The sequence below is a fragment of the Acinetobacter sp. CFCC 11171 genome (assembly GCF_003268405.1).
In the GTDB taxonomy this organism is placed as follows: Bacteria; Pseudomonadota; Gammaproteobacteria; order Pseudomonadales; family Moraxellaceae; genus Acinetobacter; species Acinetobacter amyesii.
The window spans coordinates 46,987-62,675 of record NZ_LQXP01000003.1; the positions used below are offsets into that span (position 1 = coordinate 46,987).

Genomic DNA, 15,689 nt, shown 5'->3' on the forward strand with positions numbered 1-15,689 from the left:
CAATAAAATGACTTTAGAAGGATACCCTCAAGTGGTATCCTTTTATTATTCATACTAAAGATTTAAGGCGAATTATTCCTGTGTCTTTTCCAGCTGACTCAGTGGGCTTAGTTACCCCACAAAAGTTTATTTTTGAAGAGCCGTTAGAGCTCGAATGCGATCGCATACTCCCACGTTTTGAGCTCATGGTTGAAACTTATGGCGAACTGAATGCAGACAAATCTAATGCAATTTTGATTTGTCATGCTCTGTCAGGCCATCACCATGCAGCAGGTTATCATCATGAAGATGACCGTAAACCGGGTTGGTGGGACGCATGTATTGGACCAGGCAAAGCCATTGATACGTCAAAATTCTTTGTCGTAGCACTAAATAATATCGGCGGCTGTAGCGGTTCTACTGGACCGACCTCTCCAAATCCTGAAAATGACAATCGCCCTTATGGTCCTGATTTCCCATTAGTGACTGTCCGTGACTGGGTCAAAACCCAAGCCATGTTGTCTGATCGTTTAGAGATTCAACAGTGGTATGCGGTGATTGGCGGCTCTTTAGGGGGCATGCAAGCTCTGCAATGGTCTGTGGACTATCCAGATCGTTTACAAAAGTGCGTGATTATTGCCAGTACACCAAAACTGTCTGCGCAAAACATTGCCTTTAACGAAGTGGCACGTCAGTCGATTTTGTCTGACCCAGATTTCCATGATGGTCGATATTTAGAAAATGACAGTTATCCTAAGCGTGGTTTGATCTTGGCCCGTATGGTGGGTCATATCACTTACCTCTCTGAAGAGGCCATGAAACAAAAATTTGGCCGTGACTTAAAGTCAGGTAAATTTATGTATGGCTTTGACGTCGAATTCCAAGTCGAAAGTTATTTGCGTTATCAAGGTGAGCAATTTAGCCGTAACTTTGATGCCAATACCTATTTGATCATGACCAAGGCTTTAGATTATTTCGATCCATCACGTGAATATGAGCAATCATTAAAAACCGCGATGTCTAAAACCAAGTGTCAATTTTTAGTTGTTTCGTTTACAACGGACTGGCGTTTTGCCCCTGCTCGTTCGCAAGAAATTGTAGATGCATTAATTAGCAATCATAAGCCTGTGAGCTATGTGGATATTGATGCTGAACAAGGCCATGACTCTTTCTTGTTCCCGATTCCGTTATATGTGAAAAGCTTACGTGCATTCCTAGGCGGTGTAAAACACCTGCAAGAAACACCGAAGGAGACCAACTAATGCGTATTGATCATCAACTGGCTGAACGTTGGATTAAACCAGATTCAAGCGTACTCGATTTAGGGTGTGGTGACGGTGAACTGCTTGCACATATGAGCAAAAAGCACAATATTCGTGCATATGGCTTAGAAATTGATCAAGAAAAGATTGCAATTGCAGTCAGTCGCGGGTTAAATATCATCCAACAGGACTTGAACTTAGGTTTAAGTCGCTTTGCCGACCAGTCTTTTGACTATGTGGTTATGGCACAAGCCTTGCAAGCTGTAGATGCACCAGACGTTCTCTTAAGAGACATGGTGCGTGTGGGGAAACAGGCTATTATTACCTTTCCAAACTTTGCACATTGGAAGACTCGTTCTTTCCTTGCATTAAAAGGAATGATGCCCGTTTCAGACGCGTTACCCTATATGTGGTATAACACGCCCAATATTCATTTATGTACTTTCCGTGATTTTGAAGCGCTGTGTGCTGAAAATAACATCCGGATTATTAACCGACTTGCCGTGAATGGGGATCAACAAGACAGTTTACTCAGTAAACGTCTCCCAAATCTATTTGGTGAAGTCGCAATTTATCGAGTGAGCGCTCTATGAAAAAATTATTATTAAGCACGACGCTACTGATTGGACTTTATAGCATACAAGCCCATGCGGATTATGTTGCTCCATCATCTTCAGTTTCTAGCCAAGCTGCTCAATATTCAATTATGGATATTCACAGCTTAAGTAAAGCTGCTAAAGCAGGTCAGCCCGGTGCTCAGTTTTACTTAGGCACTAAATATCAACAAGGTAAAGACGTTGCCAAAGATGAACGTCAAGCTTTTGCATGGTATAAGGCTGCTGCTGATCAAGGTTTATCTGCAGCACAGCTTAATGTGGGTCGTATGCTTGCAGATGGCATTGGGACTAAAAAAGATGAAGCGCTTGCTCGTCAATATTTCGAAAAAGCAGCCAGCCGTGGTGATAACCGCGCAAGCTTTAACTTAGCCATGATGGAAGAGCAAAAGAAAAACTACATGGGTGCATACCAATGGTATGAGCTTTCTACCCGTGATGGCATGCTCGACAACAAAGTGATTAGCTTGTCTGAAGGTAAGAAAACGGCATTGGCAGCCAACTTAAGCCAAGACCAAATTCGTCAAGCACGTGACCGTGCAGACAAATGGATTCAAGCGCAATAAGTTTTTGAATCTTAAAAAGCACCTTCGGGTGCTTTTTTATTGCCTGTCAACCACAGCATCTTGTTAAAATAGCCTCAAATCTTGTTTTATGGTGAATATTCACATGGCTTCAACTGATTGGTTATCTCAAGGCACTTTGGTGCTTGCAAGTAATAACAAAGGCAAAATTGCAGAATTTGAAAAAATGTTTGCGGAACTGAATTTGCCTGTTGAAGTGATTCCTCAAGGTCAATTAAACATTGAAGATGCCATCGAAGACGGTCTAAGCTTTGTTGAAAATGCCATTATCAAAGCGCGTCATGCGTCGAAAATTTCAGGCAAGCCAGCCATTGCAGATGATTCTGGCATTTGCGTACCTGTGCTTGGTGGCGCACCGGGGATTTACTCTGCGCGCTATGCAGGTGAACATGGCAATGATGCCGCTAACAATGCCAAGTTGCTTGCTGACCTCAAACCACTCCGTAAAGAGGGTGAAGCCATCGAAGGGATGTTTGTATGTGTCTTGGCTTTGGTCCAACATGCAGAAGACCCACTCCCACAAATTTTCCAAGGGATTTGGCGCGGTGAAGTGATGGAAGCAGCACGCGGTGAAAATGGCTTTGGCTATGACCCACTGTTTTGGCTGCCTGAACTAAACGTTTCTAGTGCTGAATTATCAAAAGAAGAAAAAAATAAAATCAGCCATCGTGGTCAGGCGATGAAATTATTTAAAGCAAGTTTGAAATAATTTGAATTGGAGTTAATCTTAATGCCAAAGATTAACTCCAATCCCTGAATAAAAATAGAATAATTATGGCACTTCAACCGATACAGATCATATGCAACGCTTGCCATCACACTTCAACTGAAATCCCAACACGCTCATTTCTTGGTTTTCAAAAAATAAGCTGCCCTCATTGCCATGCGCAACTAACCTACCCGCTCACCTCAGGCTTTCGTACCACTTACGTTATTTTTGCAGTATTGATCGTGCTGTCGATCATGCTTAATCTGTCGCAAGGTCAGGTTGGATTTCCAGGCCTGATAGGTATCGCAATGATATACGCCCTCGTGCGTGATTGGCAGATTCGAAAACAGCTCAAGTAGTCGCCCTTTGCGGGCATCTATAATTCACTTTTCATTTTAAAGCGAAAAAAGATGCAAAATTAACCCATATATACTAACGACGATGCAGCTCATAATCGTGCCTGAAGCAATATAACGTGCCGAAGTGCCTGTTCCTTGATAATGCGTTTCTAAAGCCACAATATTGGCTGCAGGGGGTAAGCAGAACAGCATGAACATCACCCCAATATATTTCTCGATCTGGGGAATCGGAAGAAAGGCATAACTCAAACTACAGATCACCGCGCCAACGGTGAGTTTCATCGCATAAATACGACTACTGTTCATCAGATCACGCCACTGTACCTTAGTTTGGCGCAGCCACATGCCTAAGACGCACATCCCTGTGAAACTCATTCCAATTTTTGCAGCCTGATACAGCCAATCTAAGATCTGATGTTCTTCTAAATGCTGTAATCCAACTATTCGACAGATACCTGCAATCATCAAGGCAAATACAGGCGGTGACATCGCCACTTTTTGAATCACGCTCGACCATGGGAGTTGGGCTGAACTGACGGCTGTCACGGCCCACATATTGCCAAAGATAGAGCCACCGACATACAGAGCCACCATCGCTGCACTAATTTCAGGGCCGAACAGTGCTAAGGCAAAAGGAAAACCCAGCCAAGCCAAGTTCAAATAACTGACACACAAGGCACGTAAACTATCTTTTAACAGCCAGCGAAATAAATAAAACATCAGCACGGCAACACTAAAGCTAAAGAGCATGAGCGCTAAACTGCCTGCTTGATAGAACACCATGTTGTAGATGATTACGGCTGGAATAAAACAGCGTGCAAGTAAGCTCGAGAAAATCGATTTGAGCGATGCGGTTCCTGATAATGATGCCAATCCGAGGCCACTTAAAAAACCCAATATCGGAAGAAGAAACGCCACTACACCACCCTCACTGCTCAATCCATGCATAGTAACACTGAACATAAGCTTCGCGGCTGTCTTTAAACTGCAACATCTTGGTCACTTCACTGTCATCTACAACTGCTGAAATGTTGTGCAGACCAACAAGAGGATAACAAGATGGCTGGACTATCCATTTGGCATGTACTGATTTTTGCAATTGTGGTGATTTTACTCTTTGGCACATCAAAACTAAAAAACTTGGGCAAAGATGTCGGCGGCGCGGTCAAAGATTTCAAAAAATCGATGCGTGATGAAGACGCAGCAAATACACAGCTTAATGAGCCTCGCACGCTAGAGCATGAAGCTCAAAATAAAACCAATTCCTCAGTTCAAAGCTAAGGAGTTGTCATAATGCTTAATATTGGTATTAGCGAATTACTGGTGTTCAGCATTATTGCGCTGATCGTACTCGGCCCGGAAAAACTGCCTGAAGGTATCCGCTTTGCAGGCAAATGGTACGGGAAAGTTAAACGACTGATCAGTAACGTGCAAACAGATATTGACCGTGAACTTCGCATGTCCGAACTTCGTGAAGAAATGCAAAAAGAAATGCAACGTATTCAACAGCTCGAAGCGCGTATGCAGGCGCAGATGAATGAATTGCAACAAACGCAACACCCCATAGAACAGACTGCGCAAAAACAACAAGAAGCAGTCCTACCTGACAATAAAAATTTATCCCCACGTTATCAGTACATCGAACGTGGTCAGAGCACGATATTTGCCGTGGTTACACCCCAAATGAAAATAAAGCACGAAATTAAAACAGATCAAGCTCCTATATTAAGTTCGACCGATGTATTAGCAGAATATCAGGTGGCCGTATGACAGATCTTTCACTGAATAATTCACAGAACACTGTGCCTGATTTGGAAGAAATGCCGATCACCAAACATTTGGTGATTTTGCGTCGGCATTTGATCAAAATTACAGGACTTATTTTGATTCTGTTCTTTTGTTTACTACCCTTTGCCAATCAAAGCTATCAATTGATGTCAGAGCCACTGCGTGCGCAGTTGCCGATGAACTCATCCATGATCGCAACGGATGTGACCGCCACCTTTATGGCGCCGTTTAAGCTAAATTTCTTTGTCGCGCTTATGCTCGCGATGCCTTTCGTGATTTATCAACTTTGGGCCTTCATCAAACCTGCACTGTATGAAAAAGAGCGGCATTTGGCGATGCCCTTATTATTCGGCAGTATCGTCCTCTTCTATGCCGGTATTGCCTTTGCCTATTGGGTTGCCCTACCATCCATCCTGCATTTTTTTATGAGTGTTTCCCCTGAAACAGTCGCCCCAATGACGGACATCAATAGTTATTTAAGTTTCTGCTTAAAGCTTTTTTTGGTGTTTGGGCTGACCTTTGAAATTCCCATCATCACGCTAATTTTGATTTTGATCGGGGTGGTATCTACTCAAACCTTGGTGGAGAAGCGTCGTTTTATTATCGTCGGCTGTTTTTTTGTCGCCATGTTTGCCACGCCACCCGATGCGCTTTCGATGATCATGTTGGCCATTCCCATGTGGATGCTGTTTGAGCTGGGTTTGTTCTTTGGCAAGCTGATTGAAAAACGACGTACATCTGCAACTTAAATAGACTGATGTTTCGACAATTTTGGTGAGTTTTACACCTAAGAGGCTGAGATAGCCTCTTTTTTTTATGCATCCATTTAATGTTTTGCAATTTACATGCAGCGAAATCCAAATGCCTATTTCATCAGTTTGCAACATTAGCTTCAAAGCATTGTCATATTTTATCGATAGTTTTATGTGATCAACTTTTACCCAGCACACCTTTGCCAGGATTTAAATTCATGACAAACATGCCATATAACGAAGATCAAGAACTTGATAACAACACTTCGGATAACCTTCATTTTCGTGACATTTTAGAACAGCGCATCAGCCGTCGTAGCTTGATTACCAAGACTGCGAGTGGTGCAGTCGCACTTGCATTGGCATCTTCATTAACGGGGTGTAATGATGACAATGACTCAGGTTCAAATAGCAATACCAAACCACCAGTTACCGATCCAAATCAAAAACCGACCAAGTTCAATTTCACACCGGTGAAAAAAAATTTAGACGATATTGTGACTGTTCCTGAAGGCTATCAAGCGCATGTGCTATATGCGATGGGGGACTCGATTAACCCCGCATACCCAGCGTGGGATGATAACAATGTTCCTTCTGGCCCGAGCTTCCAATTCCGCTCGGGTGACTGCCATGACGGTATGAGCTTCTTTGGTTTAAATACCACCTCTGGACGTTATGATGCCAAGCAGTCTGACCAAGGCTTGTTGGTGATGAACCATGAATACATCAATCCAACCTTCTTACACCCACAAGGCCCAACCAAAGTGGATGGTCGTCGCCCTGAAGATGAAGTCATCCGTGAAGTCAATGCACACGGTGTTTCTGTGATTCAAATTGAAAAAGACAGCAAGACTCAAGCCGTTAAACTGGTACAAAACTCTCCATTTAACCGTCGTATCACAGCATCGACCGTAATGGACTTTAAAGGCCCAGTTGCAGGCTCAAGCTTAGTTTGCACGAAATTTTCAACCAATAGCCAGCAAACCCGTGGTACACACAACAACTGCGGTAATGGCTATACCCCGTGGGGAACTTACCTGACTACAGAAGAAAACTTCATTGGTTACTTCGCTCGTGCAAAAGACGATGATGCCAAACGTAGTCCGGCTGAAATTGTGGCACTCAACCGTTATGGCCTAAAAGCGGGTGCGAACTCGCGCTATGGTTGGGAAACAGCGATTGGAAGTAATGAGTCTCAAGATTTATATGACCGTTGGTCGGCGAATGTTACCGGTACTCAGGCAGCAGAAGATTATCGTAATGGTCCAAACACCTTTGGTTGGATTGTCGAAATTGATCCATTTGACCGCCGTGAAAACCCAGTAAAACGTACTGCACTTGGTCGCTTTGCACATGAAGACTGCCGTGCAAGTCGCTTACGTGAAGATGACAACCTCGCGTTTTACATGGGCGATGATTCACGCGGTGAATACATCTATAAATTTGTATCCGACCAAAAATGGAATAAAAAAGATGTCAACGGTGGCTATGCCGCGGGCGACAAATACATGAACAACGGTAAGTTATACGTTGCCAAATTTAACAATGACGGCAAAGGTCAATGGATTGAATTGAGCTATAACGTCAATGGTTTAAACCAAAGCAACAGCGTTTATCCGTTTAGCTCACAAGCAGATGTTCTGACCTTCGCACGTCTTGCCGCAGATGCTGTCGGTGCTACCAAAATGGACCGTCCTGAATGGGTCGCTGTGCATCCAGACAATGGTGAAGTCTATGTGACCCTCACCAATAACTCGAACCGTGGTACGACGCATGCACTAGATGCTGCCAACCCACGTAACTACATCGACCCTGAAGGTGGTAAAGGCAACGTCAACGGTCATATTATCCGTTTCCGTGAAGATGGTGATACAACCACAGCACTCAGCTTTACTTGGGATATTTACCTGTTTGGTGCTGAAGCAAAAATGGCGAGCAACATTAACTTATCTGGTTTAAATGACAACAATGACTTGTCATCACCCGATGGGATGTGGTTCGACCCACGTGGTGTGTTATGGATTCAAACCGATGACGGTGCTTATACCGATACCACCAACTGTATGATGCTTGCTGCGCTTCCGGGTCAAGTCGGTGACGGCACGAAAGCCACGACATCATCTGGTCAAGAAACCATTGTGGGTGCAAAACTGAATGATGAAAACTTACGTCGCTTCCTGACTGGACCCAAAGAGTGTGAAATCACAGGTGTGACGATGACACCTGACTACAAAGCGATTTTTATCAATGTGCAACATCCCGGTGAAGATTCAGCATCCTATTCTGAACCGACCAGCCACTGGCCTGCATCACAAACCAATGCTGCAGCGACTTCTCGCCCTCGCTCAGCGACCGTTGTCATCACCCGTAAAGATGGTGGAGTGATTGCTGGTGAAGCGGTAGAACAAGCTCAGCCAACACAAAAAACCGCATAAAACACCTTTTTAAAAAAAAGCCGACGAATCGTCGGCTTTTTTATGGCTTTAAATGCACTTCTATCTGGGTGATCTGTCCTTGTTGCTCACCCTGCTGCTGTTTTTCTTGCCAATGCCACTGTGAATCCCGCATACACAATAAATTTGAACAGCGGGTGCCATACACCGGACTTTGAATAAAGGTTGAAGACAGCAAATGTTCCATCTCTGTCTGAATCCCAGTATTGGGTAGTAGCGCTGGAATGATTTTACGTTCATCTTCCAAAATATCCCACGCAGCGGCATCTATGTCCGCCTGTGGTTGTTGGCTTTGTAGCATCGGCAAAAATTCTTGCGTGAAACGTTTACGCAAATGTCGAGTCTTTTCCCAATGTTCAGTCATTAAACCATTGGATGTGACATACACCCCTTTGGCTAAGACTTGTGGCGCTTCACCGCGATTACTCATATAAATGGCTTGAGTGGCATCGCCAACGAATAAATTAAAGCCAGCATAATTACATTGGATTTGTTCCAGTGCTTGCGCAAAACGAATGGGCGTTTGCTCAGATTCTAAAAATTGCTGAATCAAAGCGCCACGTGAAGTGGGATATGTGGTCTGATCACGACCATCACGAAAATTGGTCACAATCGCCCAACGCCCTTGAGCGGTTATCCCCATCCATGTTCCACCAGACTGTAAGTCCTGCCCTGCAATAATCGGACTATCCACCCATTGTTTTAGGCCTGCCGTCGGTCGATGATAAAACTCATCACGATTCGAAATCAGGCAGAGTGGCATGTCATCCAAGACCTGCCAAGCAAAAGCCACAATACACATATTCAACTCTCAATATCTTTACACATTGAATGTACAACATTTTTCAGCACATTCAGCTAAAATCTGTACAAAACATAATGACAAGGAACAGCAATGCTGACATATCCAAATATCGACCCTGTGGCGATATCACTGGGGCCACTACAAGTTCACTGGTATGGTCTGATGTATTTATTGGCCTTTTTATTTGCATGGGGCTTGGCAACCTACCGTGCAAAACAACGTGACGGCTGGAACGCAGAAATGGTCTCAGACCTGATTTTCTACGGTGCATTGGGTGTCGTGATTGGTGGACGCTTTGGCTATGTCTTCTTTTATGGTTTCGATCAGTTCCTTGCCAACCCATTGTGGCTATTCCAAGTTTGGACAGGCGGCATGAGCTTCCATGGCGGTTTCCTTGGTGTCATGATTGCCATGTTACTGTGGTGCAAGAAATATAAAATGACTTGGTTCCAGACCCTCGACTTTATTGCACCCTGCGTTCCGACAGGCTTAATGTTTGGTCGTATTGGCAACTTTATTGGTGGCGAACTATATGGTCGTGCAGTGACTGACCCAAATTTTGCTTTCGGCATGATCTTCCCAACCGATCCACTTCAGTTGGTGCGCCATCCGTCGCAGCTCTATCAAGCACTCTGTGAAGGTTTGATTCTGTTTATTGTGCTGTGGTGGTTTAGTTCAAAACCTCGTCCACGTTATGCCGTTTCAGCTTTGTTCCTCATAGGATATGGTATAGCACGCTTCACCGTTGAATTCTTCCGTGAGCCGGACAATGGTCAACTGTTCATCGGATGGATGAGTAAAGGTCAGTTCCTGACAGTTCCGATGATTCTGATTGGACTATGGATGATGTGGTATGCCTACCAGAAAAAAATCTATGACTGGGGTCCACAAAAAAATCATTAATTTTCCATGTGGTCTTAAATAAATTGATACTAATTTATCATTCAACGCCCAATGATTTTCATTGGGCGTTACTGTTTTAATGACAGGCCCATTGGAAAATAACTTGAGAAAAATCTTTATTCTTTAAATCCTGAGGATGAATATACCATTGGGCGATACCACCATCACACCATTCAAGACCATCATCTGTATCTAGCTGCATTAATAAAATATGATCTTGAATTCCAAGCTCAATACGATTATCTCTTGAATGTAAAAAGTTGGCATACCCTCCAAGACGGTGTCCACCTTCGATTTGAAAATATTCTGTATAGGGCTTTTCATAATACTCATACGCATGAGCAATATCTGCATAAGTATTGTTAGTCTCAACCTGTGTACGATTAAAAAGTAATGGAGCAAAACGGTAATCAAAAAAAGTCATGTACTGCTGTACAAATCTAAAATCAATCAAACGACTAGGTGCCACCCACAATTGTTCTTCATCTTCAGATAATTCAGTAAGCGCTTTAAAATTTTCAACCTGTTGTAAACAACCCTGCTCTTCAACGACTATTGGAAAATACAAAACACGATGATTTATTTGAACATTATCTCGGCTTTCATCTATTCCCAAACCTAAATCTTTCATATTTAAATAAAATTGTAAAATCCCTTGGTCTGGAAAATTTTCTAGATGAGGAATTTCACCAAAATTAATTTGACCTAAAAATTGTAAAGGTTGATCTGATTCTTTGGATTTCGGATATTCAAAACCCAATGGTAAATAAGGAGATCCTCCTAAATTACTATCCCAAGGTTTGAACTCATCGCTTCGCTCTTTATCAAACTCAATACAGGTTACTCTTGTTGACTTTATTTTTTCTAAAAAGGGATGAAATTGTTGAGGTAATTGTTCAAGTTCTGACATTATTATTTCCATTTTCTCTCATTAATCCGATATACAACTAAAACTTACATTCTACAAAAGATGATTTATACTTTTATTATCTAATAACACTCTTTCAATTATGCTTGAATTTTGGTTTAACCCCAGCGTTTCTGTACTTAAAAAAATCCTGTTTTTTATTGCGATGGTCGTACTGACCGGTGTTCTGTATTGGATGGAACCCCTAACACTTCAAGCCATTCTAATGTTCATGGGTACAGGCGTCATTTTCCTGATTTGTCGTTATTGCAAGATTCATTTTGCAGCAAAAAACCCAACAGGTTTGCTCTATCGTTTATTGACGTGGATACCGATTGCACTGCTGTTGGCATTGGTTTTTATCAACATGAATAGGGGTGAAATTCTGATCCCGGGTGCTCAAGGCATTGGCTTCATGGCTTTGGCAATCTGCCTACTCTCCCCGATTTCTCTACTGAATAAAAACGAGAAAACTTCACCCCAAGGTAAAATTTAAATGCTGACGTTTTGGTACTCTGAGCGCTGTAACCGACAAATCAAGCTCATCATTTGTATCAGTACCTGTGCGCTTATTTTTCTATGCGCTGAACAAAAACAACTAGATCCCCGCTTTGCGGGCATAAGTTTAGCCATTGGTTTGATGATTAATCTGCTTTATAAGCTCAGACAAGACAAACTAAAAACACTGTCTCCGTCATTAAAATGCGGTTTGGCTAGTTTGCCAATTTTATGTTTAGTGTGCTTAATTTATTTTCTACCCAATGAGCAACGCTGGATTTTAGCGCTACAATGTATGGGCTTTGCGGCAATTGGATTATTTATCGTCTCGATCTACAGTCAGCGTGCAAAAAGGTTTGAAGACTAACCTTTTTGCAGCCATGGGCTGTTAATCTGCTAAGCGGTAATAGCTGTATTTCACATTTGGAGTTCGATAGACCGCATAACCCGCTTGACGATAATCAGATACCCAGTCCTTACCTGAATATGCTGCGATATGACCATAACGGCTACTTTGATTGCGGTCGATAATATAGATATCGCCTTTCTTAGGTCGATCAAACGCTAAATTAATTTTTTTATAACCAATTTTTTGTAATGTGCTGCCCCAATCTGCTGCGGCAACGGGGTGACCGTTAAAACGTGCCCCAGCGGACTCAAGTGCTAGACGAACACTGCGGGCACATTTCTGAGTACTGCTTTGGCGGGTAATGCCTTGTAAAAATCCAGTCAAACGATCGATATCGATACGCTGACCATTTCGGGATACCACATTTTTAGTCGCTGCTTTTTGAGTGGTATTGGACTTGCCCGTATTTTTACTCGCCTGAGAACGAATTATGATATTTGCCTGAACTGGAGCATGCACTTCACTCAAGTTTACATTGTGATCATAAGCCATTCTTTAACCCACACTCCCGCCTATATTTAGGCATTCAAAAATTTTAACGAAGGTGATATTACCGCGTAAATCATGTTTTTTCATGTAAAAAATGTAAGATTTCTTAAACAAATCTTCACATTTAAATACGACCGTCTATTTTTAATTCAAATAGATTTATTTTTGATATCAAACTCTTAATCAAAAATAGTTATTCAAAATCACCTCTTCATAATGAGAAAAATCACGTGTATTTTTTAATCAAACTTATCTGTATTTTTTTTTCAACGCTGCGAATGTAACATCGCTTGGTATGTAAACAATAGAGCTTAAGTCTTCTAAACTCATGCTTGATTTAACAGAAATATTGTCTCCTTAACACTTCATGTAATTGTTATTAATAGACGTCTTCAAATCAGACAATTCAGCGCTTGTTGCCTGCAAAATTTTCTCATCACCCAATAAACACCGTATGATTTTGTTTTTTTAAACCTGACCATATTCAAGCGCCCATCGCAGTTCCTTCCTCACGCAAAACAAGCTAATATGTGCCACAAGAAATTTAGCAAATTATGAGAGAGACATGCGCCAGTATTTAGACCTTTTACAACACATTCTCGACAACGGCGGCGACAAGAGCGACCGTACGGGTACGGGAACACGTTCTGTATTTGGTCATCAAATGCGCTTCGATCTTTCTCAAGGTTTCCCTTTACTCACCACCAAGAAAGTTCATTTCCGCTCTATCGTGATTGAACTGTTGTGGTTCCTTAAAGGCGATACCAATGTTCAATATTTGCAAGACAATAAAGTCTCGATTTGGGATGAATGGTCTACAGCAGAACAAACTGCTCGTTTTGGTCGTCCTGCCGGTGAATTAGGTCCTGTTTATGGTCATCAATGGCGTAATTTCGGTGCAACCAAAAAAGCCGATGGCCTATATGAACAAGATGGTTTTGACCAAATTAAATGGTTGGTCAATGAAATCAAAACCAATCCTAACTCTCGTCGTCTAATCGTGTCTGGTTGGAACCCAAATGAGGCAGGTAATGTTGCATTGCCACCATGCCATACCTTGTTTCAATTTTTTGTCCAAAACGGAAAATTATCCTGCCAATTATATCAACGTAGTGCTGACGTTTTTTTGGGTGTGCCGTTTAACATTGCCAGCTATGCCCTGTTAACACACATGATTGCGCAAGTTTGTGGTCTTGGTGTGGGCGACTTCGTTTGGACCGGTGGGGATACACATTTGTATGCCAACCATTTCGAACAAGCGCAGTTGCAACTGACACGTGAACCAATGGGTCTGTGCCAATTAAAACTCAATCCTGAAATCACCGATCTTTTCGATTTTAAATTTGAAGATATTGAAATCGTAGGTTATGAATCACATCCTGCGATTAAAGCCCCTGTTGCGGTTTAATTTTTAGAAATCCCAAGTGAAAAGCAAAATCCCGCTTTACCTCAAGCGGGATTTTGCATTCTAATAGACGGCAAATATTTCGGCTATTTGAGTTCAAACTATGGCATTTCAAAATTTAGAAATCGTGCACGTTGTCGCTATGGATCAGCAGCGCTGCATTGGTAAAGGGAATGATTTGCCGTGGCATATTTCTGCAGATTTACAACACTTTAAAACCATCACCCAAGGTGGTGTGGTGGTTATGGGACGCAAAACCTTAGAGTCTATGGGACGTACCCTACCGAAGCGTGTCAATTGGGTCATTACACGAGATAGCAATTGGTCATTTGAAGGCACCAAAGTCGCATATAGTATCGACGAGGCGTTAACGCAAGCTGTTGCTGATGTCGCGAGTTCAGAAAAACCAACGAGTTTGTTTATTATTGGTGGTGGTGAAATTTTTAAGCAAACCATCGGCATCGCAGACCGTTTAGAACTCACGCATGTTGAACTCGATGTTCAAGGTGATGCGCATTATCCTGAAATTCCTGCGGACTTTCAAAAAGTGGCGTCAGAACAACATATCGACGACAAAACTGGGATTGCTTTTGAGTTCGCAACTTACCGAAAATAAAGAAAAATCTTAAGCTAAAAGAAAAATATGCAACAGAGTGACCAACAAGCAATGTTCAAAAAAATAGGGCGAAGTATTCTTCATGCTCTATTTAGTGTGTTTGTCCTCTGTTCTTCGATTTGGCTCTGTGCCGCCCTGTGGATACAGCAACCGGCAGGCTGGTTAGGCAGCCGCATTATCATTGGGATCTGGATCGCTTTTGCTCTTAGCATTTTAGGCATCTATATTACCCAACACTTTTTTAGCCGTCGTAAAGATGTCTTGATTTATATTGTGGGCTTTATCTGTGGTCTATTTTGGTATTTTGGCATGGAAGCACGCCAAGATCGTGAATGGAATCCTGAAGTGGCAGAAATTCTACATTATGAAAAGCAAGGCAATCTGGTCACCTTGCACAATGTGCGTAATTTCGACTGGCATGCCGATGGCAGCTATACCCCGCACTGGGAAACCCGCCAATATGACCTGAGTCAAATCAATGGCGTCAACATCATTACCTCGTATTGGATGGGGCCGCAAATTGCCCATACACTGGTCAGTTTTGATTTTGCTGACAGACCACCGCTGACATTTTCGATTGAAATTCGCAAAGAGAAAAATGAAGAATTCTCTGCAATTGGTGGTTTTTTCCGTAAATATGAACTGAGCCTCATTGCATCAGATGAAAAAGATATCATCTATACTCGTAGCAATACACGTGGTGAACAGGTCTATTTCTTCCCCGTAAACATGCCAAAATCTGAAATGCAGGCGCTGTTTATTGAATATCTACATAAGGCCGATGAACTGCGGACTCAACCTAAATGGTACAACACGCTCACTAGTAATTGTACAACACTGGTGTTTGATATGATTCAAGCGGTTTCCAAACATCAGCTTCCAACCGATTACCGCTTATTTGCATCGGGTTATTTGCCGAATTATTTGTATGACCTTCATGCCATAGACCAAAATTGGGATATGAAAACATGGTATCAAAAAGCCCATGTTAACCCTCGTGTCTCTCAAATCAAGCAACTGAGCAGTGAACAATATTCCAAATTAATTCGACAAGGTTTGCCGCATTCACATTCAAATCCAAGCGCCAATCAATTGTAATTCTTAAATAATGATACAAATATGGCTAGCTTATCTGTGCGATATTTGCTTAGATAGTT

At 42.3% G+C, this 15,689-nt stretch carries 18 protein-coding genes; 14 read left to right on the forward strand and 4 right to left on the reverse strand.

The genetic code is table 11. The annotated features are described in order from the left end of the window. Window positions 1-80: 80 nt before the first annotated feature. The 4 genes from metX (at window position 81) to rdgB (ending at window position 3,148) form a co-directional block, all read left to right on the forward strand. The gene (gene metX, locus AVJ20_RS02685) at window positions 81-1,241 is read left to right on the forward strand and encodes a homoserine O-succinyltransferase MetX (RefSeq protein WP_078192713.1); all 1,161 of its coding nucleotides are present in this window, start codon (window positions 81-83) and stop codon (window positions 1,239-1,241) included. Continuing rightward, entirely contained in the window at window positions 1,241-1,834 is a 594-nt protein-coding gene (gene metW, locus AVJ20_RS02690) for a methionine biosynthesis protein MetW (RefSeq protein WP_067763682.1), read from the forward strand. Before metX ends, metW begins: the two co-directional genes overlap by 1 nt. Next, window positions 1,831-2,421 carry a tetratricopeptide repeat protein gene (locus AVJ20_RS02695; protein ID WP_111884052.1) on the forward strand — a complete coding sequence of 197 codons (591 nt, stop codon included), beginning with the start codon at window positions 1,831-1,833 and terminating at the stop codon, window positions 2,419-2,421. Before metW ends, AVJ20_RS02695 begins: the two co-directional genes overlap by 4 nt. 103 nt (window positions 2,422-2,524) lie before the next feature. Then, on the forward strand, window positions 2,525-3,148 hold the full coding sequence (gene rdgB, locus AVJ20_RS02700) for an RdgB/HAM1 family non-canonical purine NTP pyrophosphatase (RefSeq protein ID WP_078192870.1): 624 nt from the start codon (window positions 2,525-2,527) through the stop codon (window positions 3,146-3,148). Between the two features lie 395 nt (window positions 3,149-3,543). Here the strand turns inward: rdgB and AVJ20_RS02705 are convergent, their stop codons facing one another. Beyond that, window positions 3,544-4,425 (reverse strand): permease, encoded by an 882-nt coding sequence (locus tag AVJ20_RS02705; RefSeq protein WP_111884112.1) that lies wholly within the window; start codon window positions 4,423-4,425, stop codon window positions 3,544-3,546. Window positions 4,426-4,566: 141 nt separating this feature from the next. Between AVJ20_RS02705 and tatA the strand changes: the two genes are divergently transcribed. From tatA to AVJ20_RS02725, 4 genes are all read left to right on the forward strand, one after another. After that, window positions 4,567-4,788: a Sec-independent protein translocase subunit TatA gene (gene tatA, locus AVJ20_RS02710; protein WP_078189673.1), complete on the forward strand. Its 222-nt coding sequence runs from the start codon at window positions 4,567-4,569 to the stop codon at window positions 4,786-4,788. A gap of 12 nt (window positions 4,789-4,800) precedes the next feature. Continuing rightward, window positions 4,801-5,277 (forward strand): Sec-independent protein translocase protein TatB, encoded by a 477-nt coding sequence (gene tatB / locus AVJ20_RS02715; protein WP_111884053.1) that lies wholly within the window; start codon window positions 4,801-4,803, stop codon window positions 5,275-5,277. Further along, window positions 5,274-6,044, forward strand: coding sequence for a twin-arginine translocase subunit TatC (gene tatC, locus AVJ20_RS02720; RefSeq protein WP_111884054.1), 771 nt, complete (start codon window positions 5,274-5,276; stop codon window positions 6,042-6,044). Before tatB ends, tatC begins: the two co-directional genes overlap by 4 nt. Window positions 6,045-6,265: 221 nt before the next feature. Next, window positions 6,266-8,482, forward strand: a complete 2,217-nt coding sequence (locus tag AVJ20_RS02725) for a PhoX family protein (protein ID WP_111884113.1) — start codon at window positions 6,266-6,268, stop codon at window positions 8,480-8,482. 40 nt (window positions 8,483-8,522) lie between these two features. Here AVJ20_RS02725 and AVJ20_RS02730 read toward each other — a convergent pair whose 3' ends face one another. Continuing rightward, entirely contained in the window at window positions 8,523-9,302 is a 780-nt protein-coding gene (locus AVJ20_RS02730) for an NRDE family protein (protein ID WP_111884055.1), read from the reverse strand. Window positions 9,303-9,395: 93 nt separating this feature from the next. Here AVJ20_RS02730 and lgt point away from each other — a divergent pair, with 93 nt between their 5' ends. Then, window positions 9,396-10,208, forward strand: coding sequence for a prolipoprotein diacylglyceryl transferase (gene lgt / locus AVJ20_RS02735; RefSeq protein WP_078189677.1), 813 nt, complete (start codon window positions 9,396-9,398; stop codon window positions 10,206-10,208). 76 nt (window positions 10,209-10,284) lie between these two features. On the opposite strand, the gene AVJ20_RS02740 is transcribed toward lgt, so the two are convergent. After that, window positions 10,285-11,118, reverse strand: coding sequence for a YwqG family protein (locus AVJ20_RS02740; RefSeq protein ID WP_162689717.1), 834 nt, complete (start codon window positions 11,116-11,118; stop codon window positions 10,285-10,287). Window positions 11,119-11,218: 100 nt separating this feature from the next. Between AVJ20_RS02740 and AVJ20_RS02745 the strand changes: the two genes are divergently transcribed. Together AVJ20_RS02745 and AVJ20_RS02750 are read left to right on the forward strand one after the other, a co-directional pair. Then, on the forward strand, window positions 11,219-11,611 hold the full coding sequence (locus AVJ20_RS02745) for a hypothetical protein (RefSeq protein ID WP_111884057.1): 393 nt from the start codon (window positions 11,219-11,221) through the stop codon (window positions 11,609-11,611). Continuing rightward, window positions 11,612-11,980, forward strand: coding sequence for a hypothetical protein (locus tag AVJ20_RS02750; RefSeq protein ID WP_111884058.1), 369 nt, complete (start codon window positions 11,612-11,614; stop codon window positions 11,978-11,980). A 21-nt stretch (window positions 11,981-12,001) separates the two neighbouring features. Here the strand turns inward: AVJ20_RS02750 and AVJ20_RS02755 are convergent, their stop codons facing one another. Continuing rightward, the gene (locus AVJ20_RS02755; protein ID WP_111884059.1) at window positions 12,002-12,514 is read right to left on the reverse strand and encodes a peptidoglycan amidohydrolase family protein; all 513 of its coding nucleotides are present in this window, start codon (window positions 12,512-12,514) and stop codon (window positions 12,002-12,004) included. Between the two features lie 562 nt (window positions 12,515-13,076). Between AVJ20_RS02755 and thyA the strand changes: the two genes are divergently transcribed. From thyA to AVJ20_RS02770, 3 genes are all read left to right on the forward strand, one after another. Continuing rightward, window positions 13,077-13,919 (forward strand): thymidylate synthase, encoded by an 843-nt coding sequence (gene thyA / locus AVJ20_RS02760; RefSeq protein WP_111884060.1) that lies wholly within the window; start codon window positions 13,077-13,079, stop codon window positions 13,917-13,919. A gap of 100 nt (window positions 13,920-14,019) precedes the next feature. Beyond that, window positions 14,020-14,532, forward strand: a complete 513-nt coding sequence (locus AVJ20_RS02765) for a dihydrofolate reductase (RefSeq protein WP_111884061.1) — start codon at window positions 14,020-14,022, stop codon at window positions 14,530-14,532. 27 nt (window positions 14,533-14,559) lie between these two features. After that, window positions 14,560-15,630, forward strand: a complete 1,071-nt coding sequence (locus tag AVJ20_RS02770) for a DUF4105 domain-containing protein (RefSeq protein WP_111884062.1) — start codon at window positions 14,560-14,562, stop codon at window positions 15,628-15,630. Window positions 15,631-15,689: the final 59 nt, after the last annotated feature.